This is a genomic window from Bacillus cereus group sp. MYBK14-1 (assembly GCF_051916885.1).
Lineage (GTDB): Bacteria > Bacillota > Bacilli > Bacillales > Bacillaceae_G > Bacillus_A > Bacillus_A cereus.
The window spans coordinates 176,766-201,794 of sequence record NZ_JBQAHM010000007.1 but is presented as its reverse complement, the minus strand read 5'-3'; the positions used below and the strand labels follow the sequence as shown (position 1 = coordinate 201,794).

Genomic DNA, 25,029 nt, shown 5'->3' with positions numbered 1-25,029 from the left:
GTGTTCATCTCCCACTGATTATTAGCCCTCACCAATCGGGCTTTTACGGGCAGCCCAACCCCCACCTAACTTCTTTGCTTCCGCTGAATTTTGAGATGGAGGTCTTACTGCCCGTTAATGCGGGGTAAATTGAATTCGAAACGAAACACGTATGTTGTTCGATATTCATGGAACTATCATAGTTTCAGCATTACAGTTTGTCAACGAAAAATATACAAAGTAAACTAATTAAGCCTTTTCAGTTTACTTTGTTCGAAAGTTATTATACACTAATTTCGAAGCCGATATAAGGAGGACTGGCATGATTATTCAAATTTACATTTTTTAACTTAATAAAATGAAACGCATACAGAACTTTTATATAGAAGAGACATTATAGGAGGATTATGATGAAGAGAAAAATGTTAGTTGTATTAACAAGCGTAGAAAAATACCCAAATTTAAATAGGGCTACCGGACTTTGGCTTGGTGAAGCTGTACATTTCGTAAAAAAAGTAGAAGAAGCGGGTTACGAAGTTGATTACGTCAGTCCACAAGGCGGTTATACACCAATTGATCCACATAGTTTAGCAATGGCGGAGAGTATCGATTGGGAATGGTATCAAAAGAAAGAGTTTATGAATCGCCTCGGTTCTACAATGAAACCAAGTGAAGTGAATCCAGAAGACTACGCTGTTATTTATTACGCAGGTGGCCACGGGGTTATTTGGGACTTCCCAGAAAATAAAGAACTTCAAAATATTAGCCGCAATATTTATGAAAACGGCGGAATTGTTTCTTCGGTTTGTCATGGAGCTGCTGGTTTATTTCATATTACATTAAGCAATGGGGATCGTTTAATTAGCGGTAAGAAGGTAACAGGCTTTTCAAATGAAGAAGAAAAATTAGCTGAATTAGATCAATTCGTTCCATTTTTAACAGAAGATAAACTCATTAAAAATGGAGGACTTTACGAAAAAGCCGCGCAACCGTGGGAAGCTTATGCTCTAGAAGATAATCGTGTTATCACTGGTCAAAACCCAGCTTCAGGTGGTCTAGTAGCCGAATTAGTATTAAAACAGTTGCAAAAATAATATGTACTAAAAAAGCAGATTCTCCTCTATTAAGGGAGATCTGCTTTTTTACGAAATCATTTGCAAAATAGCAATAACTTCTTTTTCAATTTCAGAATCATCAATTGCTTCTATATACTCTGGTTTAAAAAGTTGATACTTCTTTAATTGATAAAAATCAAGTATCGCTTTCTTTAACGTAATATCGTACTGAATACAAAAAGAATGATCTATAATACGTCTTAACATCACATCATCTTGTACCATAAATAATTGTGCATTCATTTTATTAAAATAACCTTGTTCCATACCCGCTTCAAAAAACATTTGCAAATTATGGTTACGATTTTGTTGGGCAGCGACTAATTGATCCGACAAATGTGGATATGCTTCTTTCAAATCTTGCAAAAAAACATCCGAAATATATGTCACACATTTTAAAGAATGGATAAACGTCTTTTGGAAACGTTCTGTAAATGACATACTTTCATCTTGATTATCCGCATCACCTTCGAGTAGATAGTTCATGAAATCCTCTACTACCACCTCAATAATTTCATCTTTCGAAGAAAAACGTTTATATAAAGTAGCTTTACTAATATCCATATATTTCGCAATTTCATCTATTTTCAATTGGCTAAAACTTGTCTTTCTAATAATGGGCTTTATTTTATTAATATAAGTATTTGCACATGCGACTTTTCTCATTTAAAAGAGCCTCCCCTTTTGTCCATACAAAATAGTATAGCAAATTCACGAATGATTATAAATGAAGTTATTATACTCACTATGCCTTTTTAGTTTATTACATTTTCATATACTATACATAAAAAACTATAATCAATTATTACCAACTGGACGGTTACAAACCAATTTCGAGGCGGGAATTTTAGAATACAGTGAAACTTTAATCAGTGGGGGGCGTTCATCCCCACTGATTATTAGCTCTCACCAATCGGGGGTCCTACTGCCCGGCAAATAGAGGGATAAAAATACCCACTACCTTTGTTAGTAGCGGGTACTTTTTCTATAATTTATTTACAGCCCTTTTTATAGCCTTACCTATTTCCACGCTAGACTGTGGATTTTGTCCTGTAATTAAATGACCATCTACTACTACATGCGGCGTAAAATTGGGGGCTACATAAAACAAAGCTCCTTCTTCTTTCAACTTACTTTCTAGCAAAAACGGAACGCGCTTTTCTAAATGTACAGCTCTTTCTTCATCGTTTGTATAACCTGTTATACGCTTACCCGCAACAAAAAACGAGCCATCCTTATTTTTCACACCGACTAAAGAGCTTACTCCGTGACAAACAGCCGCTACAATCCGGTTATTGTTATACATATTCTCAATCAAATTTGCTACATATGGATTACCTGGAAAATCTACAATCGCCCCGTGCCCACCACCAAATAAAACCGCATCATAATCCGAAAAATGAACATTTGAAATCGGCTTCGTATTTTGCAATAAAGAAGCTACATGCTTGAATTCGCGAGGTATACCATTCGGAATAGACACTCTATCTATAGGTACTCTCCCGCCTTTTATTGACACAATATCAACATCAAACTTAGCCTTTTTTAATACATGATAAGGAGCTGCGAGCTCTTCAAGCCACAAACCAGTCGGGTGTCCATTCATATCATGAGCACTTGTTGAAACTAACAGTATCCTTTTCAACATATCCCCTCCTTATTACCTATTTATGTATGAAACGTTTTTATCATTCATATAGCAAGTGAAGCAAACAAAAAAATAGCCGACTTTTATATAAAAGTCGGCTGCTTTCTTATAATTCGAGCTCTCCCATACGAAGAAGCTCCACAACTGCTTGTGAACGTCCTTTAACCCCTAGCTTTTGCATTGCGTTTGAGATGTGGTTGCGAACTGTCTTTTCACTTATAAAAAGTTCACCTGCAATTTCCTTCGTTGTTTTATCTTGAACCAGCAATTCAAATACTTCTCTCTCTCTCTTTGTGAGTAAAGGTTTAGATTGATACGCTTTTTCCTTCAACTGGTATAACCCTCCTTGCTTAAGCCAGAGCTGTGTATGTGTAAGTTGGGTGTTTATTTAGTCAAGATATTGTATGAACGAAATGTGCAGGTGGTGAATGAAAATGGGCTTTATTTCCTATGTTATTTTAGACTTTTATACAGTGCGTACACTCTTTTTATCCACTTACTTTCCAACGCGCCATATTTGTTCTAGCAATATACTTACAACCGTACCTACAAATAAGCCATTACCGAATATATATTGCATAACAGACGGCAAGGATTGGAGTGCTCCAGACGGTAAAAACATAACGCCGCTGCCAAATAATACTGCAACGCCTAAAATCGTTACATTCCTTTCACTCATCGGCACTTGTTTTATATTATTAAATCCAATTCCAATTAACTGTACGAACGAAGCCATTAAAACAGCCGATGCGACAGCTGATGGTAAAGATGCTAAGTAACGAATAATACTTGGAAAAAGAGACATTACGACTAGTAACGCACATGCCATTAAGAACGATCGGATATATTTTTGTTTTGTTAAACGTATAAATCCTGCCGTTGCTGGTAACGGAACGACACCTACAGTTGAAAATACAGAAGAGATGATATGCGAAATCCCCCCAACCCATGTTCCATCTTTCAACTGTTTTTGTTCAATAGTCGCTTTATGAATAGTTGCTTGATTAATTGCTATAATAGCTGCCACCGTATTCGAAACTAAAATACATACCATAACAAAACTTGATACAGCCATACCTGTATTCCATTTTGGAAGCCCCCAAGCAAATATATGTGGAAGTTGCACAAAATGAGTTACTTGAGATGGGATTGTCACTTTTCCTGCAATGAGAAAAATAATCCACCCACTAATTAATCCTATTAAAACTGCATAACTTTTGACAAAGCCTTTTCCAAAATTAGATAGTATAATAACGAACAGAAATATACTAAACGCGATCATTGCTGTAAATCCGTCGATTTGAGAAATAGTAGCTGTAATTCCTAACATTCCTTTTAAAAACACACCACTTAATTGTAAACATAATAAAAGTAAAAACGTCCCTGTCACAAGCGGCGTAAATAAAAATAAAATACGTCCTATAAAACCAGTTACTCCTAATCCTATTAAAATAATACCGGAGATTATCATTCCTAATTCTAAAATTTGCAGTGTACTATGTAATTGATCTTGTCCGGCCGTTGCATAAGCAAGTACGGTAAATACACCAACCCAAGATCCAGCCGGCCCATCCGCAATTGGTAGTCTATGCCCAAGCCATCCTTGTAAAAAAGAAGATATACCAACTACAAAAAACGTACGCTGCATTAAATAAAATATTTCTTCCGTCGTAAGATGAAATAATCCGCCAACGACAATTGGTAGTGCGATTGAATTTGCTAATAAAAATATAAACCATTGTAAAGTTCCCATAATATGATTTTGGTTATGTTGATTGTCCAATTTTTTCATCCCTTCTAGCTTTCCTATAAAAATATATTGTAAGAATAAAAAAGAAGAGTTCTATACTCACCATTAGAACCCTCCTCAAAATATTTAAACGATTCTTCTACACAAGATTATTTAATTCCACCTCATTTAAACTTCCAACAACAATATTTCCTTTATACACGACTAAACGTTTTTCTGTTTGACGCGCTACTGCTTCAGCAGCGCATGTCGCATTCGTCAAAACAAAGCTCGCTTCATCCCCTACATTCGGCCATACTCGCTTCCCTTCCTTATTTAACGTTTCTTTTCCTCCTGTAATAAAGCGGAGTGCTTTTCCTAAAGACCTTTCGTCACTCCACCCAAAACGCTCTGCTAATCGATTCGCCTTTTGAAGCATATCACCTGTTCCAAACGGTGACCAATGATCTGTAATGCTATCATTGCCTAATGAAACCTTAACACCTTTTTTATCTAATAACGGAATTGGGATTACTTGTTTACCAATTGGCACTGTTGAAGTAATATCAATATTTACATTTGCGAGTCTTTCTGCCACTTCTTCAGCCTCTTTATCAGTAACACCACCAAGTCCAAGTGCATGACTAATCGTTACACGGCCTTGCCATCCTGCTTCTTCTGTTAAACTTGCCAATCTCTTCATCGTAAACGTTCCAAGATTATTCGCATCGTGCAAATGAATATCAACATCCGCATTAAATTCGACTGCGATATCCATAATTGTATGTAATGACTTTTCAATGTCATTATCCACTGTAGCTGGATCTACTCCTCCGACTAGATTGGCACCCATACGCATCGCATCTTTCACGAGTTGCACAGAATTACTGCGCAATAATCCATGTTGCGGAAACGCAACAATTCTACTAGATACTCGATTTTTATATGTTTCTAATGCCGCTAACGTCGCCTCCAAATTACCAAGCCCAATAATTGGATCAACATTACAATGCGTTCTAATATTCGTTGCACCATTTTGCAGTAGTAACTCTAGCATATTTTCCGCTCTATTTTGAGCAGTCGCTAATTGCTTTGGTAAAATTTTTTCTTCTTCATTAAAACGTGTAAAAATACTTTCTGCTGGCATACAAGCTTTCCATGGGCCACTATAATATGTTTTATCAATGTGAATGTGCATCTCTTTGAAAGCTGGCAACATTAATAAGTTCTTAGCATCAAAAGTTACTATATCTTCCTCTTGAACAATCCCTTTTATAATTTTTTTAATTCGACCATCTTCAATAAGTAAACTGCATAATTCTGTTTCTGTTTGTGAAATTCTCTCTTCTTCATATGTATATCCTGATTCAAGCATTACGTTAGTCAACCAATATACTGTCATCTCTATTTCCCCACCCTTTATTAAAAATCACCTCATAACTACAAGTTTAATATCCACTGAAAATTAAGACAATTAATACGATCGCTTCTCACAAAAAAAATGTAATACAACCTCATAGTCTTCTCATAAATTTCCATATAGAATAAAAGTATGCAGTTTGATATAAAAAGGAGTTGATTGGAATATGTCAAAAAGGTTATGTAAATCCGAAACTGATAAAATGCTATTTGGTATATGTGGTGGTTTAGGAGAATATTTTGATATTAGCTCTACTCTTATTCGTATCATTTGGGTTATTGCTGTTTTATGTTTTGGGACAGGATTTTTAGTTTATTTCATTTGTTTATTACTTATGCCACGTTCGTACTAATGGCATCATTTCACATACTTAAGAAGAGCAAATCACCTATAGAATCCTATAGGTGATTTTTTCATGAAGAATATTTCATCGTTAAATGTAATACCGCCACTTCTTCTTCTTCATTTTTATAAATATGCTTCTTATTCGCTTCAAATTGAATGGAATCAAACTCATTTAATTCGTATACATCATTCTCCACTTGAATAGACACTTTCCCTTTCATTACCGTTACAAGCTCAATCGCACCTTCATGATGAGCTTCTGGCTCATATATACTATTTGATCGTAAACAAGCACGGTGCATTTCCATCCCTGTTTCTTTCGTATAACGGAACATCGTTTCTAAATGCCACGCTTGTCCTTCATCTACTGCAAATCCTTCTCCACAGCGCGCAACAGCTACAGGTTCTCCAGCAACCATTAATCTGGATAAAGGAATTGATAACCCTTTCGTTATTTTCCAAATGACAGCTAGTGTCGGATTTGTTTCCCCTCTTTCTATCTTTCCTAATGTTAATTTACTAACTCCTGTTTTATGGGCTAATTCTTCTAAACTTAATTTCTGTTCATTTCGAATTTGTCTCAATAACTGTCCAACTTGTTGAATGACTTCTTTCGTTTGCATATCTTCATTTTCTTTCATATATAAAACCACCTCAAAGTATAAAATAGTTTACTTTTAACAACCGAAAGTATATCATACTATACATAATTATTTATTTTCGAAAGGAGTGCTATACTTCATGCGCGCAATTTTATTAGGTCTTTTATCATCGGCCTTTTTTTCTGCAACCTTTATTATTAATAGAGCAATGAATGTATCTGGAACGAGCTGGGCTTGGACAGCTTCCTTCCGTTTTTTATTTGCTCTTCCTATTTTATTCCTTATCGTTTTATTTCGCAAAAACTTTAGGGGATTATGGGAAGAGTTAAAAAAACATCCATTGGCATGGATCGGATGGGGTTCTGTTGCCGGTATTGGTTTTTATTCTTTATTAAGTTTCTCAGCTGTCTTTTCTCCAGCTTGGCTCGTTGCTGGAACTTGGCAAGTTACGATTTTAGCTGGTTTACTACTATCACCACTATTTTTCGTGAAAATAGAAACAAAATCAGGTACGAAACTTGTACGCGGAAAAATTCCACTTCGTAGCTTATATGTTGCATTATTTATTTTACTTGGTGTAATTTGTATGCAAGCAACTGCCGCAGGCCATATTACAATGACTCAGTTCATTTTAGGTTTTTTACCTGTCGTATTAGCCGCTTTCTTATATCCGTTCGGTAACCGAAAAATGATGGAGCTTGTTGGTGGACGCCTTGATACGTTCCAACGTGTATTAGGAATGGCAATTGGAAGTCTTCCTATAACAATCTTGCTTGGTATATACGGATTTTCCACTACTGGCATTCCAACATCCAACCAAATGCTTCAAGGATTTTTGTTAGCATTATGTTCCGGCGTTATTGCAACGATGACATTTTTCTTTGCTACTGACTTAGCAAAAGATAACCTCGCTCTACTTGGAGCTGTTGAAGCAACACAAGCTGGAACGATGGTCTTTACCGTACTTGGAGAAATCATTTTCTTAAATGGTTCACTCCCTGGAGGACTTTCTCTCATCGGAATGATTATTATCATGTTAGGAATGGTTGCAAATAGTATTTTAAACCGTTCTGTTCCAGTCGTTAAACAGAAAAAATCGGCATAAAAAAAGGGTATGGTTCTATAGAGATGAACCATACTCTTTTTTATTGTCCCCCTATTTCGCCTTATCAGAATAGTATTTCATTGGCTGTTTATACTAAAACTTATGTTATAATACGTTTCATGCGCATTAATAGGAGGTAAATTATGTTAAAAAAAGCAATCGCTGAATTTATTGGTACATTTGTACTTGTATTATTCGGAACTGGAGTAGCTGTCACTGGCGGCGGAATTGAAGGAATTGGAACATTAGGAATCGCTATGGCTTTCGGCTTATCTATTGTAGCTATGGCATATAGCATCGGAACAATTTCTGGATGTCACATTAACCCAGCAGTATCAGTAGCTATGTTCATCAACAAACGAATGAACGCTATGGAACTTTGTTATTATGTATTAGCTCAAATTTTAGGTGGTTTATTAGGAACTGCAACGTTAGTAACAATTTTAAAATCTGCTAAAACACCTTTAGATAATTTAGGACAAAATGGTTTCGGAACTCTTGGTTTATCTGGAGCATTTTTAGTTGAGTTCATTTTAACTTTCGTATTTATTTTAGTTATCGTTGCTGTAACAGGTAAAAAAGGAAGTTCTTCTTTAGCTGGACTAGTAATTGGTTTCACATTAGTTTTAATTCACTTATTAGGAATTCCGTTAACTGGAACATCTGTTAACCCAGCTCGTAGTATCGCACCAGCTTTATTTGTTGGTGGAGAAGCACTTTCTCAACTATGGGTATTCATCGTAGCACCAATTCTTGGTGGTATCTTCGCAGCTATCGTAGGTAAATTCATTTTAAATACTGAAAAATAGAATTTTCAATATTTCTGAATAAAAAAATGCGAGCCCTCATTATGAGGAAGCTCGCTTTTTTTATTCTTTCATTTTAGACTTTAAATTTGTAACTAATTGATCTACCGTTACATTTGCAAGTACGTTTTCCATCGCTTCTTGCGCTTGCATTAAAATAATTTCTAATACTGATTGAATATTAGCTCCTACTGGACATTCAATGTTGGGATTTTCATGGAAGGAAAATAGTTGTCCTTCTTCTACAACTTCCACTGCTTTATATACATCAAGTAATGTAATTTCTTCTAAATCTCGAGCAAGTGTCGTACCACCTTTACCAGCTTGTACATCAACAAGTCCTGCTCTCTTCAACATTCCTGTAATGCGACGAATCACAACTGGATTTGTATTCACACTACCGGCAATCCATTCAGAGGTACAGCGAGAGTTTCGATCTATCGCAAGTAATGTCAGCATATGAACACCTACTGTAAAACGACTACTAATCCCCATCTGCACACCCTCCTTTTTATTCATTCTATTAAAAGACGACTCTTATTATTATATACTATTTTTAATTTATACATAAAGAAAAAGCATGATTTCAATAGGAAATCATGCTTTTCTCTCATTATTGACGCTTTATAAATTTCGCTAAATCTTTAAATTTCACTTTATCTGAGTAATTCATTACGCCGTTTACGTAAATGCGGCTTGTAACAGCATTTAATACTGCAATTGTCGCCAATAAGACTGCTAATGTTATCGTAATTTCTAGCATACCTGCTTCACCAGCTACAATACGTGAGAAGGTAACCATCGGTGTAAAAAATGGAACGTAAGAACTTACAACAACGATAGTACTATTCGGATCACTTAATGATTTAATACTAATAAAGAATGCAGCCATAATTAAAATCATTACCGGGAAAGATACAGCTTGTAAATCCTCCGTCTTAGATACGACAGCTCCAGCAGCAGCATACATCATCGCATAAAGTAAATATCCCGTAATGAAATAAACAAGAAACATGCTGATAACTTTTGCATCTAATTTTGTAAAGTCAATTGGAATACCAAATAGTGAGGCACTTTCTAAATCGACCCAACCTAACAAATATGGAATAAGATAACCACACGCCAATACGACAAGTTGCAATAACGCCGTTGAAACAACCGCTAAAATTTTCGCATACATCATCGTAAGAGGCTTCACTTTCGGAAGCATTACTTCCATTACACGTGACGCCTTTTCAGATGCAATATTCATTGCGATTGTATTTCCGAACGCTACAATAAACATATATAAAGCAAATGTAAAGAAATAGGCAATTCCGAAAGAAGATGTACGATCTTTTATCGCTTCTTGCTTCACTTGAATTTCTGTTTGTAATTGCTGTGCAATTTCTGGTGAAACATTATTTTTGGCAATCGTTACCATCGTATATTGTTGCTTTAAATATCCTGCCATAATTGCAGAAGTTGCTTGGCTTGGAAATCCATTATACATATATGTAATCGATGGAGCCCCACCCTTTTCCGTCACATGGAATAGACCATCTAAATCGCCTTCTTCTACTTGCTTATGCAGTTTATCAAAATCATCCTTTGAACCAATTGTTATTTTTGCTGATGGCAATAGCTTATTTAGCTCATCTTTTTGTACTTTATATGTGGAACTCTCTACTACAACTGCAATTTTATCTTTATCCTTATTTTTATCATCGCCTGAAGTAAAATGATTAAATGCAAAAATCCCAAACACAACTAAAAATAAAATCGCACTCGTAATTAATGATTTCTTAGATAAAAACGCTTCCCTAAAATAAAATGAAAATACGTGAGAAAATTTACGCATCGTTATTTCGCCCTCTCTACAAAGATTTCGTTTAACGTCGGCTCTAACATTTTGAATTGTCGTAAGCTAACACCTTGCTCTTGCAACTGTTGCAAAATCTTGAGAGCTTCCGCATCGTCTTGTACTTTCACATAAAGAAGGCCTTGTTGTTTTTCATACGATACATGTATAGCTTCTAATCCCTTTTCATTCTCTACTGTATCTTCAATCGTTAAATTACGGAAACCGTATTCTTTCTTAATATCACTTAGCTGTCCTTTTACGACTGCTTCACCTTTTTTCAAAATACATACATGTTGGCAAAAAGCCTCTACTTGTTCCATACGATGACTTGATAAAATAATCGTCTTTCCGCTCTGTACTTGTTCTTCAATAATACTAGCTAACATCCCAGCATTAACTGGATCAAGGCCGCTGAATGGTTCATCTAAAATGAGAAGTTCCGGATTATGAAGAAGAGCAGCAATTAATTGGATTTTTTGCTGATTCCCTTTTGAAAGCTCTCCAGCCGTTTTAAATTTATATTCTGGTATCGCTAAACGCTCTAACCAGTGATCAATAGCGTGATCCACTTCTTTCTTCGACATTCCTTCTAATCTACCAAAATATCGCAGCTGATCTATTACTCTACTTTTTGTATATAAACCTCTTTCTTCTGGTAAATACCCAATTGTTACACCACTATTTCCAAATGCTTTTCCATCCCATGTAATCGAACCTTCATTAGGCGTTAATAATCCGAGAAGCATTTTGATTGTTGTTGTTTTCCCTGCACCATTTCGTCCAAGTAACCCTAGTACTTCACCTTTTGGTAACGAAATTTGCAAACCGTTAACTGCTTTTGATTCCCCAAATTGTTTCGTTAAGTTTTGAATTTGTAAACTCAAGTATAAAGCCTCCCCTTTAGTATCATTCGTACTCTCTTTCAAAGACTATGTTTATTCAAGACAAAATATAGCACCACGCTTCATCCTCTTATATGTAAACATCGTCATGAATCCATCATTTGTTCTATTTAGTTAAAATTGTAAATAACAAAGTTCTTTTTGTCAATTATAATTGTCATTACGACAATAAAACTTGTCAAAACAGCTATTATTATTTTGCTCATCTTTCTAATATAGGACATACTACTATATATACAAAAGACAATATGCAAATGTTCATATAAAAATATTATATTTTAATATATAATATAAAATGATTTTCTAACATCAAGGAGGATACATATGAAGATGAAGAGGGGCATTACCACTTTATTATCTGTAGCGGTTCTATCTACATCACTTGTAGCATGTTCAGGAACACCAGAGAAAACAGTGGCGAAAGAAGAGAAAGTAAAATTAACAGAACAACAATTAATGGCTGATTTATGGTATCAAACAGCCGGTGAAACGAAAGCACTTTACTACCAAGGGTACAACATTGGTCAATTAAAGCTTGATGCAATTCTTGCAAAAGGGACAGAGAAAAAACCTGCTATCGTGCTTGATTTAGACGAAACTGTTTTAGATAACAGTCCTCATCAGGCAATGAGCGTAAAAACAGGCAAAGGCTATCCTTACAAATGGGATGATTGGATTAAAAAAGCTGAGGCTGAAGCCCTTCCAGGCGCAATTGATTTCTTAAAATATACAGAGTCTAAAGGTGTAGATATTTACTACATCTCAAATCGTAAAACGAATCAACTAGATGCAACAATTAAAAATCTTGAGCGTGTAGGTGCTCCTCAAGCAACGAAAGAACATATATTACTACAAGATCCGAAAGAAAAAGGAAAAGAAAAACGCCGTGAACTCGTTTCTCAAACCCATGATATTGTCTTATTCTTCGGTGATAACTTATCTGATTTCACAGGTTTTGATGGAAAATCTGTAAAAGATCGTAACCAAACAGTAGCAGATTCAAAAGCACAATTTGGTGAGAAATTCATTATTTTCCCGAATCCAATGTATGGCGATTGGGAAGGCGCTTTATATGATTATGATTTCAAAAAATCAGATGCAGAAAAAGATAAAATCCGTCGCGACAACTTAAAATCATTTGATGTAAAATAAAAGAGGATGGCATTCGCCATCCTCTTTTATTTTACTTTCTCTGTTAAAGGCAAGATAAATACTTCCACACGTCTATTCTTTGCCTTTCCTTCTTGTGTATCGTTTGGAGCAATTGAACGGTATTCTCCGTATCCAATCGCACTAAATTTTTCTGGTTGTAATTCTTTATTTTGCAGTAATACTTGCATAAAATTAACTGCCCGCTGCGTACTTAATTCCCAATTCGACGCAAACTGCGCATTGGCAATAGGGACATTATCCGTATGACCCGATACTGTAATTTCACGAGGTGACGCTGAAACAAGTAAGCTAGACATCTCTTTTGCAATCCCTAAAGATTCTAATTTCACATCTGCTTTCCCCGAATCAAACAGTATATTTTCTAATATTGTCACCATTAATCCCTTTTCAGTTAATTTAGTTTGAAAAGAAGAAGATAATTGTTTTTCATTAATATATTGATCAATCTTTTTTTGTAATGCTTTCAATTCATCCATCTCTTTTTTTTCTTTAGCTCTAGCTTCTTCTTGTTTTTTTGCTTGTTCTGCCTCAAGGCTACTTGCTGATAATTCTTTTTCATCATTTGGCTTTTGATCACTTAAAAATTCTTTGTTACCTGTTCCCCCAGCTAATTCACTTCGAAAAGCAACTGCCATCTGTTTAAACTTCGCAGCATCTATACTACTCATTGCGAATAAAACGATAAACAATGCAAATAACAACGTTAACATATCAGAATATGGGATTAACCACGTTTCATCGATATGCTCATCATGTTTTTTCTTTTTGCCTCTTCTATTTTTCTTACTCCGCATTTTTTTCTGCTCCTTTTTCTAGCTTTTTACGCTCAGTTGCAGAAAGTGCACCTAAAATGCGGTTCTTCATAATAAACGGATATGTACCTTCTTGTAACATTAATAAACAATCAATGATTAAACGTTTTTTCTCAATTTCAGCTGAAGATTTTTGCTTTAACTTATTTGCAAATGGATGCCATAATACATAACCTGAAAAAATACCAAAAATCGTTGCAATAAACGCACCCGAAATAGCATGACCTAACTTTTCAATATCAGTTAAGTTACCAAGCGCAGCTACAAGACCGATAACAGCACCTAAAACTCCTAATGTCGGTGCATACGTACCAGCTTGTGAAAAAATAGCAGCTCCCTTTGCATGTCTTTCTTCAATTGCTTCTAATTCAGATTCCAAAATCTGCTCTAAATCTTCTGCGGATACGCCATCAATCACAAATTTCATACCGCGCAAAAGAAATTCATCTTGAATTTTGTCTAATTGTTGCTCTAAAGACAAAATACCGTATTTTCTACTTTCAGATGTCCAATGAACAAATAATTCTAGCAACTGTTCATAACTTAAATCCTTTTTATTTGAACCAAAAAGAACTTTAAATAGTTTTGGAACCCTTTTTAGTTGATTCATCGGAAATGCAATACATACTGCAGCAAATGTACCGATAAAAATAATTAATGCTGCGGCAGGATTTAATAAGGCTGTTACGTCAGCGCCCTTGACGACCATCCCTACTACCACTGCTACAAATCCTAAAATAAGTCCAATAATTGTTGCAAAATCCATTCCCATTCACTCCTAGTCTATACAAGAAGTTCTTTATTCTCGATAATCGCTACATCTTCTTATGTATATATATTACATAAAAAATGCAAATCATGAAAGATAAGAAATGAATTATATAAAAAAATACTACAAATTCACACATTTTCTGACATTTTCTTTGCATTTCTATTACGTTATGACTCTTATATTCCTTTTCCAACAAACTAGATTTATAATAAAAAAAACAATACACATTTTATGAAGAAGGGACTGTGATTACAAGGCATCATGAAAAAGATAATAATTATTTCTGCCACTACTATTGTAATCGGGATCACATCTTTCGCTTACTTTGGTTCTAAAACACCACTACATAATGAAGCAAAAGCTGTCGAAAGTCAAAAGCATAATAACCATAAAAAAGAAGAGATTCCTGCTTTTCCAAAAGCTGATCATAATGCAAAGAAAATAGACAATGACTTTTCAGTTGTAACAAATCCAAAATCTAATCTTGTCTTAATTAATAAACATCGAAAACTACCAGATGGATACATTCCTGAAGACTTAACGAGACCAAATGTACCATTTATTAGTCCAAAAGATAAAGAAAAAACATTGCTGCGCAAAGATGCTGCCGAGGCACTTGAAAACATGTTCAAAGCTGCGAAAAAAGAAGGGCTTGATCTTACAGCTGTATCTGGTTATCGTTCATACAAACGCCAAAAATCGTTGCATGATACATACGTTAGACGTCAAGGAAAAGCCGAAGCTAATTCGGTAAGCGCAATTCCTGGTACAAGTGAACACCAAACGGGTTTAGCAATGGATATTAGTTCAAAATCAGCTAAATTTCAATTAGAGCCTATCTTCGGAGAGACAGCAGAAGGAAAATGGGTCGCGGAACATGCTCATGAATTCGGCTTTGTCATTCGTTACTTAGAAGATAAAACAGATACAACAGAATATGCCTATGAACCATGGCACTTACGCTACGTTGGTAATCCATACGCTACATACCTATATAAACATCACTTAACATTAGAAGAAGCGATGGAAGACAAAAAATAAGAGAGCAAATTGCTCTCTTATTTTTCTTTCACTCTATTATTGTAGTAATTTCTTCTTCCATTCTTCAGGCCATGGTTCGCCTCTTCCTGTTTTTTTCGAAGCTTGAACCATCATTCCGCGACCTACTAAACAAACCTCTCCTGCTGCATTCTTCACCATATAATGTAAATCTAAAGAAGAATTCCCGACCGATCCTGCCTTTACATACACCTTCAGCTGTTCATCAAAATATATTTGCTTAATAAAATTACATTGTAAATCCGCAACAACGATCATCGTTTCTGATGATGCATGTGTCCACTCTTGCATAAATCCAAGTTCTTTAAACAACGCAATACGAGCTTCTTCAAAATAAGTAAAAGCAACGACATTATTTACATGTCCAAACATATCTACTTCACCAAAACGAACCTTTACAGGGTTGTAAAACGAAAAACCACTTTCCCATTGCTCAAAGTCTTCAATATAAGAAATCCTCTTCATTGTTATCTCTCCTTTTCACCTTGAAATAAACAGAATAAACAGAAAAATAAAGTTATAAATATTGCCTCTTCGATATGAAGAGGCAATATTTATTAATAGTTATTATCGCTACCAAAGAAATCTTTGAACGATTGAATTGTTGTATCACGGTTTAATGCCGCAATTGAAGTTGTTAAAGGAATACCCTTCGGACATGATTGCACACAGTTTTGAGAGTTACCACAGTTTGCTAGTCCTCCATCTCCCATAATTGCACGTAAGCGATCTGCTTTATGCATTTCACCCGTTGGATGTGAGTTGAATAAGCGAGCTTGTGATAACGGTGCTGGTCCAATAAAGTCAGACTTACTGTTTACGTTTGGACATGATTCTAAGCAAACACCACATGTCATACATTTTGAAAGCTCATAAGCCCATTGACGCTTTTTCTCAGGCATTCTTGGTCCTGGACCTAGGTCATACGTACCATCAATTGGAATCCACGCTTTAACGCGTTTTAGAGCATTAAACATGCGACTACGATCAACTTGTAAGTCACGTACAACCGGGAATGTCTTCATCGGTTTTAAGCGAATTGGTTGCTCTAATTGATCGATAAGTGCCGTACATGATTGACGTGGTTTTCCGTTAATCACCATCGAACATGCACCACATACTTCCTCTAAGCAGTTCATATCCCAGGCAATCGGAGTTGTTTGGTTCCCTTTTGAATCAACAGGATTACGACGGATTTCCATAAGTGCTGAGATAATATTCATATTCGGACGATATGGAATTTCAAACTCTTGGTCAAACGCTTGCGCATCTGGCCCGTCTTGTCTCGTAATGATGAGGCGGATTGTTTTCTCAGACATGTTGTTTATCCCCCTTCTCTTCACCCTTAGCAGCTACATCGTGTTTTGAAGAATAATCACGTTTACGCGGTTTAATTAACGAAATATCAACGTCCTCGTAATGGAATGCTGGTGCATTTCCTTCTCCCTCAAATTTTGCCATCGTAGTTTTTAAGAAGTTTGCATCATCACGATTTGGGAATTCAGGTTTGTAATGCGCCCCACGGCTCTCATTACGGTTATATGCGCCAATTGTAATAACACGTGCTAACTCAAACATATTTGCAAGTTGGCGTGTAAATGAAGCACCTTGGTTACTCCATCTTGCTGTATCGTTAATGTTAATACGTTTGTAACGAGCCATTAATTCTTCAATTTTCGCATCTGTTTCTAATAATTTTTTATTTTCACGAACTACTGTAACGTTATCTGTCATCCATTCTCCAAGCTCTTTATGAAGAACATACGCATTTTCGTTACCATCCATCGTTAAAATATTGTTAAATTTCTCTGTTTCGATTAATTCATTTTGCTCATATACAGTAGATGAAACAGCATCAGATGATTTAGAAAGACCTTTCATATACTCAATTGCGTTTGGTCCTGCTACCATACCACCATAAATTGCTGATAATAGTGAGTTCGCACCAAGACGGTTACCACCGTGCATAGAATAATCACACTCACCTGCTGCAAATAAACCTGGAATGTTTGTCATCTGTTTATAATCAACCCATAGTCCGCCCATTGAATAGTGAACAGCTGGGAAGATTTTCATCGGTAGTTTACGAGGATCATCCCCTGTAAATTTCTCATAGATTTCAATAATTCCACCTAGTTTAATATCTAGTTCTTTTGGATCTTTATGAGAAAGATCTAAGTACACCATGTTTTCACCGTTAATACCTAGTTTTTGCTCTACGCAAACATCAAAGATTTCACGCGTTGCGATGTCACGAGGTACAAGGTTTCCGTAAGCCGGATATTTTTCTTCTAAGAAGTACCATGGTTTACCATCTTTATATGTCCAAACACGTCCACCTTCACCACGTGCAGATTCACTCATAAGACGTAATTTATCGTCTCCAGGAATTGCCGTTGGGTGAATTTGAATGAACTCACCGTTTGCATAATATGCGCCTTGTTGATATACAGCAGAAGCTGCTGTACCTGTATTGATAATGGAGTTTGTTGATTTTCCGAAAATGATACCAGGACCCCCTGTTGCCATAATCACGGCATCTGCTCCGAAACTTCTAATCTCCATAGTTTGTAAGTCTTGTGCAACGATTCCTCGGCACACACCTTCATCATCAACAACAGCTCGTAAGAAATCCCAACCTTCATATTTCGTTACAAGTCCTGCTACTTCGTGACGACGTACTTGCTCATCTAATGCGTAAAGTAATTGCTGTCCAGTTGTTGCACCAGCAAATGCTGTACGGTGATGTTGCGTTCCACCAAATCGACGGAAATCAAGAAGTCCTTCTTCCGTACGGTTGAACATAACACCCATACGGTCCATTAAATGAATGATACCAGGTGCTGCTTCACACATTGCTTTAACTGGTGGTTGGTTCGCTAAGAAGTCCCCACCATAAATTGTATCGTCAAAGTGGATCCATGGAGAATCCCCTTCACCTTTCGTATTTACGGCACCGTTAATTCCGCCCTGAGCACATACAGAATGTGAACGTTTTACTGGTACTAAAGAAAACAGTTCAACATTTACTCCTGCTTCTGCCGCTTTAATCGTTGCCATTAAGCCAGCCAAGCCACCGCCGACTACTATAAGTTTCCCTTTCATGCTCTCCCACTCCTTACTGGTTTGCTAGCTGTGGATCGATGAACGCTAATAATGCACTCACACCTACATAAGATAAACCTAAGAAAATAGCTAATGTTACATAAGTAGAGATTCTTTGTGAACGTGGAGATACTGTAATTCCCCAGCTGATGCAGAATGTCCATAGTCCATTTGCAAAGTGGAAAATTGTTGAAACAACACCAACTAAGTAGAATGCAAACATAGCTGGATTGTTTAAAATATCTGCCATCATATCATAGTTTACCTCTTTACCTAACATTGCTTGAATACGAGTTTCCCAGACGTGCCAAGAAATGAAGATCAGCGTAACGATACCTGAAATTCTTTGGAAGACGAACATCCAGTTACGGAAATAACCGTAAGAAACCGCATTGTTCTTAGCTGTAAATGCAATATATAAGCCATATATAGCATGGTACAGTATCGGTAAAAAGATGATGAAAATTTCTAGCGCATACCGGAATGGAAGGAGCTCCATAAAGCCTGCAGCTTTGTTAAAAGCCTCTGCTCCTCGTGTTGCAAAGTTGTTTACAATTAAATGTTGCGTCAAAAAGACACCAACCGGGATGACCCCCATTAATGAGTGCCACTTACGAAACGTATACTCGCGGCCTTTCATGTCCCCATTACCCCCCTTGAATGTTTGACTGCTGTTTTCAGATTAGTTTATGACAATAATGTTTTTTCACTATTGGCATAAGAAAAACTGAAAAAATTATTCGAAATATTTCAGCATAATTTGATACCAAGTTCATTTTACTCCTATTTTTGTCGAAGCGTCAAGAAAACGTATACATAATTTGCATATAATTTGCCAATTCTTTTTTTCTTCTTATATATTCAGATTTTCCTAAAGAAAAATCTGTTTTTATAAATGTGAAATGTTATATAATAATCCCTATAGAAAGAGGGGAATATTGTGAGTAAAAATACAATCGATACAACATCTTTAGAAGATGTTTCATTGAACGCCTTCGCTTATGAATTGCTACGTGAAGAATTACTACCTGATTTAATCGGCAACGATTTAGATGGTATTTTATACTGGTCTGGTAGAAACCTTGCAAGAAAATATCCGCTAGAAACAATTGAAGAAGTCATTCAGTTCTTTGAAAAGGCTGGCTGGGGCACTTTAAGCATTGTTGAACATAAGCGTCGTGAAATGCAGTTCCAACTTAAAGGCACACTCATCGCAGAACGTCAAAAACAAAAACGACATTCTTCTTATCAACTAGAAGCCGGATTCATCGCTGAACAAATCCAAAAGCAACGGAACGTCGTTGCAGAGTCATACGAAGAAAAGAAAAAACGTTCTGACTCTATTACATTTCTTGTAAAATGGGATATAAAAGATCTCATTGAAGTGTAAGCATTACCTACAGTCAACTAGACATATCAGTTTAGTTGACTTTTTTGTATTTTCATTCAGATGAGTTTATTTTAAATCTTCAGAAATTATACCAAAAAACAGAAGACGTTGTAAACTACAACGTCTTCTTATCTGTTAAATACGTATAAATCGTCTCCGCGACATTTTTCGGCATACCCGCTTCGACAAATTCCTCTATAGAAGCTTCTTTCATCTTCTTTAATGAACCAAAATGTTTTAACAATACCTTTTTCCGTTTATCACCGATTCCTGGAATATCATCCAATGCTGATTGAATGACAGATTTCCCATGTAATTGACGATGGAATGTAATCGCAAATCGATGCACCTCATCTTGAATACGCTGCAATAAATAAAATTCTTGGCTATTTCTCTCAAGCATCACAGGTTCCGGTGGATCCCCAATAATTAAATGGGAGGTTTTATGTTTATCATCTTTTACAAGACCTGCCATCGGAATATATAATCCGAGCTCATTCTCTAAAATATCACTTGCAGCCGCTAGATGGCCTTTTCCTCCATCAATAATAATCAAATCAGGTAAAGGTGAATTTTCTTTAAGCGCCCTTGTATAACGGCGCCTCACAACTTCTCTCATAGACTCATAATCATCTGGCCCTTGAACCGTTTTAATTTTATATTTTCGATACTCTTTCTTCGCCGGTTTCCCATCGATAAAAGCAATCATTGCAGAAACGGGATTTGTTCCTTGAATATTTGAGTTATCAAACGCTTCAATACGATACGGCGTTTCAATCCCAAGCTGCTTCCCTAAATGATCTACCGCTTTAATCGTTCGTTCTTCATCACGTTCAATTAAGTAAAACTTCTCTTCAAGAGCAATCTTCGCATTTTTATTTGCCAATTCTACAAGGTCTTTTTTCTTACCACGTTTCGGCTGCGTCGCTTCCACTTCTAAAAAGCGCTCTACTAATTCCGAGTCTATACTTCCTGGAACGACAATTTCCTTCGGCTTAAAATGACTACTGTTTTCATAAAATTGGCCGATAAACGTTAAAAAACCCTCTTCTGGTTCATCGTAAATTGGAAACATAGAAACATCACGTTCAATTAGCTTTCCTTTTCGAACGAAGAAAACTTGAACACACATCCATCCTTTATCCACTGCATATCCAAACACATCACGATCTACTAAGTCACTCATAATCATCTTTTGTTTTTCCATAATCGCATCAATATGAGCAATTTGATCACGCAACTCTTTTGCACGTTCAAACTCTAGTTTCTCTGAGGCCTCATACATTTTTATTTCTAGTTCTGAACGAACTTCTTTATGTCCACCATTTAAAAACTTAATAATTTCATCTACAATTTCTTTATTTTGTTCTTCCGTCACTTCTTTCACACAAGGCGCTAAACATTGACCCATATGATAATACAAACAAACTTTATCTGGCATATTCGTGCATTTCCGAAGTGGATACATACGATCTAGCAGTTTTTTCGTTTCATGAGCAGATTGTGCATTTGGATAAGGACCAAAATATTTCCCTTTATCCTTTTTTACGTTTCGAGTAATGAGTAAGCGCGGTTGCTTCTCCGCCGTAATTTTAATAAAAGGATATGTTTTATCATCTTTTAATTGAATATTATATTTCGGATCATATTTTTTAATTAGATTTAACTCTAAAATAAGTGCTTCTAAATTCGAAGAGGTTACAATATATTCAAAATCAACAATTTCTCCTACAAGCCGCAGTGTTTTCCCATCATGTGAACCAGTAAAGTACGAGCGCACACGATTTTTAAGCACTTTTGCCTTTCCGACATATATAACCGTTCCTTGCTTATCTTTCATCAAATAACAACCAGGTTGATCTGGTAAAATAGCCAACTTCTCTTTCAAATGTTCGTGCACTCATCTCCCTCCATTTCTACATACTTAGCATTTTTATTTTCCCTTGAAAACATACTATGCCCAAACACCCAACATACGTTCTTTTATTGTAACGGAAAGACTGTAAAAAAGAAAATAAAAAAAGCTACCAAATGGTAGCTTTTTTTATTTTAGAAGTGTTTAGAAACTAATTCTACTAACGCTTCTTTCGGTTTGTAACCTAACGCTTGATCAACTACTTTACCGTCTTTTAATACGAAAAGAGCTGGAATGCTCATTACTTCGAATTGACGAGCAGTTTCTTGGTTTTCATCAACGTCTACTTTTACTACTTTTACTTTTTCGCCTAGTTCTGCATCAATTTCCTCTAATACAGGAGCGATCATTTTACAAGGTCCACACCAAGGTGCCCAGAAATCTAATAATACAACACCTTCGCTAGTTTCTGCTGCGAAGCTTTGGTCATTTGCGTTTACAATTGCCATTTTATTTCCTCCTTCAAGTATATTCTACCAAGAGTATATCATTAACTTATATACGTGGCGAATAATATGTATCGTTATGTATTGTAACAAAAAAATGTTCCTTTATACTATATAAAAATACGGATTAAATACTAAAAAGATGAGAGACAGGGGATCTCTCACCTTTTTCTATATATAGGGGTACTTCACTTGGAACTCAAGGGTACTTAAATCATGAATGTACTTTTAACTTTTTAAACTCTTCTGTTAAAAGAGGTACAACTTCGAATAAGTCACCGACAATACCATAGTCAGCTACTTTAAAGATACTTGCTTCTGGATCTTTATTAATCGCAACGATTATTTTTGAGTTAGACATACCTGCTAAATGCTGAATCGCACCAGAAATACCACATGCAATGTATAAGTCTGGCGTAACAACTTTACCAGTTTGACCAATTTGTAATGAGTAATCACAGTATTCAGCGTCACAAGCACCACGAGATGCCCCAACAGCACCGCCTAGTACGTCTGCTAACTCTTTTAATGGCTTAAAGCCTTCTTCACTCTTCACACCACGTCCGCCAGCGATAATAACTTTTGCTTCAGAAAGATCCACACCTTCTGCTGTTTTACGGACAACATCTTGAATGATTGTACGTAAATCTTTCACATCAACTGTAATAGAAGATACGTCACCGCTGCGAGACTCATCTTTTTCCAGAGTTGCAATATTATTTGGACGCACTGTCGCAAATAAGATGCCGTCTGTTACAATCTTCTTCTCGAATGCTTTACCAGAGTAAATTGGACGAGTGAAGATAACATTTCCACCTTCAACCTCTAAAGCAGTTACGTCAGAAACTAAACCAGCTTCAAGCTTCGCTGCTAATTTTGGTGATAAATCTTTACCAAGTGCTGTATGTCCAAAAACGATACCTTCTGGATTTTCTTCAGCATGTACAGCTAAAAACGCTTGTGCATAACCATCAGATGTATATGATTTTAATTTATCATTTTCAACTGTCACAACGCGATCTGCACCGTAATGAATCAATTCATTTGCAAAAGAGGCAACGCTGTCTCCAATTAGAAGACCTACTACTTCACCGCCTTCTGCAATTGTTTTTGCTGCTGCTACCGCTTCAAAAGAAACGTTACGTAGCGATCCATCACGAACTTCACCCATTACTAATACTTTACGAGCCATAGATTTTCCCTCCTGCATATATAATTTCGTATTTTATTAGATTACTTTCGCTTCTGTATGGAGCAACGATACAAGTTCTTTTACTTGATCTTGCAGCTCGCCTTGTAACACTTTTCCTGCATCTTTCTGAGGAGGCAAATAGATTTCAATTGTTTTTGTCTTTGCTTCCACATCATCTTCTTCTAAATCTAAATCATCTAATTCTAATTCTTCTAGCGGCTTTTTCTTCGCTTTCATAATACCTGGAAGCGATGGATAACGCGGTTCATTTAAACCTTGCTGTGCTGTTACTAAAACTGGTAATGAAGTTGCAATCACTTCTGTATCACCTTCAACATCACGCTCAATCTTCACATTTGTACCGTCAATTTCAAGTTTTGTAATTGTCGTTACATACGGAATATTTAACGCTTCAGCTACGCGTGGTCCTACTTGTCCAGATGCACCATCAATTGCAACGTTTCCGCCTAAAATTAAATCTGCATCTTTATCTTTTAAATATTCAGCAAGCACTTTTGCTGTCGTGAACTGGTCACCATTTTCTACATCATCTTCAATATTAATTAATACCGCTTTATCACAGCCCATTGCTAATGCAGTACGAAGTTCTTTCTCACTATCTTCGCCACCGACTGTTACAACTGTAACTTCTCCACCTTGTGCGTCTCTTACTTGAATTGCTTCTTCAATTGCATATTCATCGTAAGGGTTGATGATGAATTCCGCTTCGCCATCGTAAATTGCACCGTTTTTAATTACGATTTTTTCTTCTGTATCAAATGTTCGTTTCATGAGTACGTAGATGTTCATTCCATTTACCCCCTTGTTTTTCAGAAAGATTCTATCAATTTTAATTTTCTGTTAATTTATATTAAAAAAATAATTGAACTACCTGCCACTAAATGAAGGTTTACGCTTTTCTAAAAATGCGGCTACACCTTCTCTTCCATCTTCACTCGTAAATACTTCACCAAAAATTTGTGATTCACGTTGTACACCTTCATAGTAATGAGACGATTTTGTCGTTTGCAATAACTCTAGTACAGCACGAGTTGTTGCTGGACTTTTTCCAGCAATTTGTTTTGCAACTTTAAGCGTATCATCTAAAAGAGATTCTTCAGAGAACAATCCGTTAACAAGTCCCCACTTTAATGCTTCTGCACCAGTAATTGGTGTACTTGTTAACATCATTTCACAAGCTTTCGCTTTCCCAACATAACGTGGTAAGCGCTGTGTACCTGCAAAGCCAGGAATTAATCCAAGTGTTAATTCAGGTAAACCAAGTTTTGCACTTTCAGTTGCAAAGCGCATGTGGCAAGACATAGCAAACTCAAGGCCGCCGCCCAGTGCCGCTCCATGAATTGCCGCAATAACTGGTTTTGAACATTTTTCAACACGCTCAAACGTAACTTGTCCAAGCTGTGCTAATTCTGTTGCTTGCTTCGCTTCAGTAACAGATGTAAATTCTTTAATATCTGCTCCCGCTGAGAAGAAACGTCCTTCACCGTGAATAACAACAACACGAATGTTATCATCCTTTTCCACTTGATCAATTAATTCAGTAACATCATGCATAACTTGTGAAGACATCGCATTCGCTGGTGCGTGATTTAATGTCGCCACCGCGATATGATCTTCAACTCTTACAGATAGGAATTTCAACATGATCCC

At 36.2% G+C, this 25,029-nt stretch carries 27 protein-coding genes; 7 read left to right on the top strand and 20 right to left on the bottom strand.

What is annotated here, in order from left to right; genetic code table 11:
- Positions 1-389: 389 nt before the first annotated feature.
- The gene (locus ACTFR3_RS19365; protein WP_000823849.1) at positions 390-1,073 is read left to right on the top strand and encodes a type 1 glutamine amidotransferase domain-containing protein; all 684 of its coding nucleotides are present in this window, start codon (positions 390-392) and stop codon (positions 1,071-1,073) included.
- Positions 1,074-1,121: 48 nt separating this feature from the next.
- Here ACTFR3_RS19365 and ACTFR3_RS19360 read toward each other — a convergent pair whose 3' ends face one another.
- From ACTFR3_RS19360 to ACTFR3_RS19340, 5 genes are all read right to left on the bottom strand, one after another.
- A complete protein-coding gene (locus tag ACTFR3_RS19360; RefSeq protein WP_001233008.1) occupies positions 1,122-1,760 on the bottom strand; it encodes a TetR/AcrR family transcriptional regulator in 639 nt (212 codons plus the stop codon).
- A gap of 319 nt (positions 1,761-2,079) precedes the next feature.
- Entirely contained in the window at positions 2,080-2,742 is a 663-nt protein-coding gene (locus ACTFR3_RS19355; protein ID WP_000919607.1) for a type 1 glutamine amidotransferase domain-containing protein, read from the bottom strand.
- Between the two features lie 106 nt (positions 2,743-2,848).
- Entirely contained in the window at positions 2,849-3,073 is a 225-nt protein-coding gene (gene gerE / locus ACTFR3_RS19350) for a spore germination transcription factor GerE (RefSeq protein WP_000659484.1), read from the bottom strand.
- A gap of 165 nt (positions 3,074-3,238) precedes the next feature.
- Positions 3,239-4,534 (bottom strand): purine/pyrimidine permease, encoded by a 1,296-nt coding sequence (locus tag ACTFR3_RS19345; protein ID WP_000732140.1) that lies wholly within the window; start codon positions 4,532-4,534, stop codon positions 3,239-3,241.
- A gap of 97 nt (positions 4,535-4,631) precedes the next feature.
- On the bottom strand, positions 4,632-5,873 hold the full coding sequence (locus tag ACTFR3_RS19340; RefSeq protein ID WP_000219567.1) for an amidohydrolase family protein: 1,242 nt from the start codon (positions 5,871-5,873) through the stop codon (positions 4,632-4,634).
- A 184-nt stretch (positions 5,874-6,057) separates the two neighbouring features.
- On the opposite strand from ACTFR3_RS19340, the gene ACTFR3_RS19335 reads away from it, so the two are divergent.
- Positions 6,058-6,243, top strand: a complete 186-nt coding sequence (locus tag ACTFR3_RS19335) for a PspC domain-containing protein (RefSeq protein WP_000044334.1) — start codon at positions 6,058-6,060, stop codon at positions 6,241-6,243.
- A 61-nt stretch (positions 6,244-6,304) separates the two neighbouring features.
- Here ACTFR3_RS19335 and ACTFR3_RS19330 read toward each other — a convergent pair whose 3' ends face one another.
- Positions 6,305-6,877: a helix-turn-helix domain-containing protein gene (locus ACTFR3_RS19330; RefSeq protein WP_000661920.1), complete on the bottom strand. Its 573-nt coding sequence runs from the start codon at positions 6,875-6,877 to the stop codon at positions 6,305-6,307.
- Between the two features lie 100 nt (positions 6,878-6,977).
- On the opposite strand from ACTFR3_RS19330, the gene ACTFR3_RS19325 reads away from it, so the two are divergent.
- Both ACTFR3_RS19325 and ACTFR3_RS19320 read left to right on the top strand, forming a co-directional pair.
- Positions 6,978-7,943 carry a DMT family transporter gene (locus ACTFR3_RS19325; protein ID WP_001201634.1) on the top strand — a complete coding sequence of 322 codons (966 nt, stop codon included), beginning with the start codon at positions 6,978-6,980 and terminating at the stop codon, positions 7,941-7,943.
- 143 nt (positions 7,944-8,086) lie between these two features.
- Entirely contained in the window at positions 8,087-8,752 is a 666-nt protein-coding gene (locus ACTFR3_RS19320; RefSeq protein WP_000913213.1) for an aquaporin, read from the top strand.
- A 60-nt stretch (positions 8,753-8,812) separates the two neighbouring features.
- Here ACTFR3_RS19320 and ACTFR3_RS19315 read toward each other — a convergent pair whose 3' ends face one another.
- From ACTFR3_RS19315 to ACTFR3_RS19305, 3 genes are all read right to left on the bottom strand, one after another.
- Entirely contained in the window at positions 8,813-9,244 is a 432-nt protein-coding gene (locus ACTFR3_RS19315; RefSeq protein ID WP_000512998.1) for an Rrf2 family transcriptional regulator, read from the bottom strand.
- Between the two features lie 118 nt (positions 9,245-9,362).
- Positions 9,363-10,589, bottom strand: a complete 1,227-nt coding sequence (locus ACTFR3_RS19310; RefSeq protein WP_001224982.1) for an ABC transporter permease — start codon at positions 10,587-10,589, stop codon at positions 9,363-9,365.
- Positions 10,590-10,591: 2 nt separating this feature from the next.
- Positions 10,592-11,476 (bottom strand): ABC transporter ATP-binding protein, encoded by an 885-nt coding sequence (locus ACTFR3_RS19305; protein ID WP_000058117.1) that lies wholly within the window; start codon positions 11,474-11,476, stop codon positions 10,592-10,594.
- 342 nt (positions 11,477-11,818) lie between these two features.
- Here ACTFR3_RS19305 and ACTFR3_RS19300 point away from each other — a divergent pair, with 342 nt between their 5' ends.
- Positions 11,819-12,646 carry a 5'-nucleotidase, lipoprotein e(P4) family gene (locus tag ACTFR3_RS19300; protein ID WP_000782764.1) on the top strand — a complete coding sequence of 276 codons (828 nt, stop codon included), beginning with the start codon at positions 11,819-11,821 and terminating at the stop codon, positions 12,644-12,646.
- Positions 12,647-12,672: 26 nt separating this feature from the next.
- On the opposite strand, the gene motB is transcribed toward ACTFR3_RS19300, so the two are convergent.
- Together motB and motA are read right to left on the bottom strand one after the other, a co-directional pair.
- A complete protein-coding gene (motB, locus tag ACTFR3_RS19295) occupies positions 12,673-13,461 on the bottom strand; it encodes a flagellar motor protein MotB (protein ID WP_001256734.1) in 789 nt (262 codons plus the stop codon).
- Positions 13,451-14,245 carry a flagellar motor stator protein MotA gene (motA, locus tag ACTFR3_RS19290; protein WP_000344859.1) on the bottom strand — a complete coding sequence of 265 codons (795 nt, stop codon included), beginning with the start codon at positions 14,243-14,245 and terminating at the stop codon, positions 13,451-13,453. The genes motB and motA overlap by 11 nt, the downstream gene beginning before the upstream one ends.
- A gap of 267 nt (positions 14,246-14,512) precedes the next feature.
- Between motA and ACTFR3_RS19285 the strand changes: the two genes are divergently transcribed.
- The gene (locus tag ACTFR3_RS19285; protein WP_000720201.1) at positions 14,513-15,292 is read left to right on the top strand and encodes a M15 family metallopeptidase; all 780 of its coding nucleotides are present in this window, start codon (positions 14,513-14,515) and stop codon (positions 15,290-15,292) included.
- A gap of 36 nt (positions 15,293-15,328) precedes the next feature.
- On the opposite strand, the gene ACTFR3_RS19280 is transcribed toward ACTFR3_RS19285, so the two are convergent.
- From ACTFR3_RS19280 to sdhC, 4 genes are all read right to left on the bottom strand, one after another.
- Positions 15,329-15,775, bottom strand: a complete 447-nt coding sequence (locus ACTFR3_RS19280; RefSeq protein WP_000822734.1) for an acyl-CoA thioesterase — start codon at positions 15,773-15,775, stop codon at positions 15,329-15,331.
- A gap of 92 nt (positions 15,776-15,867) precedes the next feature.
- Positions 15,868-16,629 (bottom strand): succinate dehydrogenase iron-sulfur subunit, encoded by a 762-nt coding sequence (sdhB, locus tag ACTFR3_RS19275; RefSeq protein ID WP_001291827.1) that lies wholly within the window; start codon positions 16,627-16,629, stop codon positions 15,868-15,870.
- Positions 16,622-18,415, bottom strand: coding sequence for a succinate dehydrogenase flavoprotein subunit (gene sdhA, locus ACTFR3_RS19270; protein WP_000676750.1), 1,794 nt, complete (start codon positions 18,413-18,415; stop codon positions 16,622-16,624). Before sdhA ends, sdhB begins: the two co-directional genes overlap by 8 nt.
- 13 nt (positions 18,416-18,428) lie before the next feature.
- Positions 18,429-19,055 carry a succinate dehydrogenase cytochrome B558 gene (gene sdhC, locus ACTFR3_RS19265; protein ID WP_000678354.1) on the bottom strand — a complete coding sequence of 209 codons (627 nt, stop codon included), beginning with the start codon at positions 19,053-19,055 and terminating at the stop codon, positions 18,429-18,431.
- 300 nt (positions 19,056-19,355) lie between these two features.
- Here sdhC and ACTFR3_RS19260 point away from each other — a divergent pair, with 300 nt between their 5' ends.
- Entirely contained in the window at positions 19,356-19,805 is a 450-nt protein-coding gene (locus ACTFR3_RS19260; RefSeq protein ID WP_000042226.1) for a YslB family protein, read from the top strand.
- A gap of 115 nt (positions 19,806-19,920) precedes the next feature.
- Here the strand turns inward: ACTFR3_RS19260 and uvrC are convergent, their stop codons facing one another.
- The 5 genes from uvrC to ACTFR3_RS19235 all read right to left on the bottom strand — a co-directional run bounded on the left by uvrC (position 19,921) and on the right by ACTFR3_RS19235 (position 25,023).
- Positions 19,921-21,705, bottom strand: a complete 1,785-nt coding sequence (gene uvrC, locus ACTFR3_RS19255) for an excinuclease ABC subunit C (RefSeq protein WP_000544296.1) — start codon at positions 21,703-21,705, stop codon at positions 19,921-19,923.
- 149 nt (positions 21,706-21,854) lie between these two features.
- Positions 21,855-22,169 (bottom strand): thioredoxin, encoded by a 315-nt coding sequence (gene trxA, locus ACTFR3_RS19250; protein ID WP_001018943.1) that lies wholly within the window; start codon positions 22,167-22,169, stop codon positions 21,855-21,857.
- A 211-nt stretch (positions 22,170-22,380) separates the two neighbouring features.
- Positions 22,381-23,358 carry an electron transfer flavoprotein subunit alpha gene (etfA, locus tag ACTFR3_RS19245; RefSeq protein ID WP_000101945.1) on the bottom strand — a complete coding sequence of 326 codons (978 nt, stop codon included), beginning with the start codon at positions 23,356-23,358 and terminating at the stop codon, positions 22,381-22,383.
- A gap of 36 nt (positions 23,359-23,394) precedes the next feature.
- Positions 23,395-24,168, bottom strand: a complete 774-nt coding sequence (gene etfB, locus ACTFR3_RS19240) for an electron transfer flavoprotein subunit beta (RefSeq protein ID WP_001029029.1) — start codon at positions 24,166-24,168, stop codon at positions 23,395-23,397.
- Between the two features lie 78 nt (positions 24,169-24,246).
- Positions 24,247-25,023 (bottom strand): enoyl-CoA hydratase, encoded by a 777-nt coding sequence (locus ACTFR3_RS19235; protein ID WP_000911292.1) that lies wholly within the window; start codon positions 25,021-25,023, stop codon positions 24,247-24,249.
- Positions 25,024-25,029 lie beyond the last annotated feature (6 nt).

Excerpts from the sequence above, each read along its gene's own strand:
- ACTFR3_RS19345 (WP_000732140.1), bottom strand. The coding sequence starts at position 4,534 with ATGAAAAAATTGGACAATCAACATAACCAAAATCATATTATGGGAACT.
- etfB (WP_001029029.1), bottom strand. The coding sequence starts at position 24,168 with ATGAACATCTACGTACTCATGAAACGAACATTTGATACAGAAGAAAAA.
- ACTFR3_RS19330 (WP_000661920.1), bottom strand. The coding sequence starts at position 6,877 with ATGAAAGAAAATGAAGATATGCAAACGAAAGAAGTCATTCAACAAGTT.
- ACTFR3_RS19285 (WP_000720201.1), top strand. The coding sequence starts at position 14,513 with ATGAAAAAGATAATAATTATTTCTGCCACTACTATTGTAATCGGGATC.
- motB (WP_001256734.1), bottom strand. The coding sequence starts at position 13,461 with ATGCGGAGTAAGAAAAATAGAAGAGGCAAAAAGAAAAAACATGATGAG.
- sdhB (WP_001291827.1), bottom strand. The coding sequence starts at position 16,629 with ATGTCTGAGAAAACAATCCGCCTCATCATTACGAGACAAGACGGGCCA.
- trxA (WP_001018943.1), bottom strand. The coding sequence starts at position 22,169 with ATGGCAATTGTAAACGCAAATGACCAAAGCTTCGCAGCAGAAACTAGC.
- ACTFR3_RS19365 (WP_000823849.1), top strand. The coding sequence starts at position 390 with ATGAAGAGAAAAATGTTAGTTGTATTAACAAGCGTAGAAAAATACCCA.
- ACTFR3_RS19280 (WP_000822734.1), bottom strand. The coding sequence starts at position 15,775 with ATGAAGAGGATTTCTTATATTGAAGACTTTGAGCAATGGGAAAGTGGT.
- motA (WP_000344859.1), bottom strand. The coding sequence starts at position 14,245 with ATGGATTTTGCAACAATTATTGGACTTATTTTAGGATTTGTAGCAGTG.
- ACTFR3_RS19360 (WP_001233008.1), bottom strand. The coding sequence starts at position 1,760 with ATGAGAAAAGTCGCATGTGCAAATACTTATATTAATAAAATAAAGCCC.
- ACTFR3_RS19320 (WP_000913213.1), top strand. The coding sequence starts at position 8,087 with ATGTTAAAAAAAGCAATCGCTGAATTTATTGGTACATTTGTACTTGTA.
- ACTFR3_RS19235 (WP_000911292.1), bottom strand. The coding sequence starts at position 25,023 with ATGTTGAAATTCCTATCTGTAAGAGTTGAAGATCATATCGCGGTGGCG.
- ACTFR3_RS19355 (WP_000919607.1), bottom strand. The coding sequence starts at position 2,742 with ATGTTGAAAAGGATACTGTTAGTTTCAACAAGTGCTCATGATATGAAT.
- ACTFR3_RS19300 (WP_000782764.1), top strand. The coding sequence starts at position 11,819 with ATGAAGATGAAGAGGGGCATTACCACTTTATTATCTGTAGCGGTTCTA.
- sdhC (WP_000678354.1), bottom strand. The coding sequence starts at position 19,055 with ATGAAAGGCCGCGAGTATACGTTTCGTAAGTGGCACTCATTAATGGGG.
- sdhA (WP_000676750.1), bottom strand. The coding sequence starts at position 18,415 with ATGAAAGGGAAACTTATAGTAGTCGGCGGTGGCTTGGCTGGCTTAATG.
- ACTFR3_RS19340 (WP_000219567.1), bottom strand. The coding sequence starts at position 5,873 with ATGACAGTATATTGGTTGACTAACGTAATGCTTGAATCAGGATATACA.
- ACTFR3_RS19325 (WP_001201634.1), top strand. The coding sequence starts at position 6,978 with ATGCGCGCAATTTTATTAGGTCTTTTATCATCGGCCTTTTTTTCTGCA.
- ACTFR3_RS19335 (WP_000044334.1), top strand. The coding sequence starts at position 6,058 with ATGTCAAAAAGGTTATGTAAATCCGAAACTGATAAAATGCTATTTGGT.
- ACTFR3_RS19310 (WP_001224982.1), bottom strand. The coding sequence starts at position 10,589 with ATGCGTAAATTTTCTCACGTATTTTCATTTTATTTTAGGGAAGCGTTT.
- ACTFR3_RS19315 (WP_000512998.1), bottom strand. The coding sequence starts at position 9,244 with ATGGGGATTAGTAGTCGTTTTACAGTAGGTGTTCATATGCTGACATTA.
- etfA (WP_000101945.1), bottom strand. The coding sequence starts at position 23,358 with ATGGCTCGTAAAGTATTAGTAATGGGTGAAGTTCGTGATGGATCGCTA.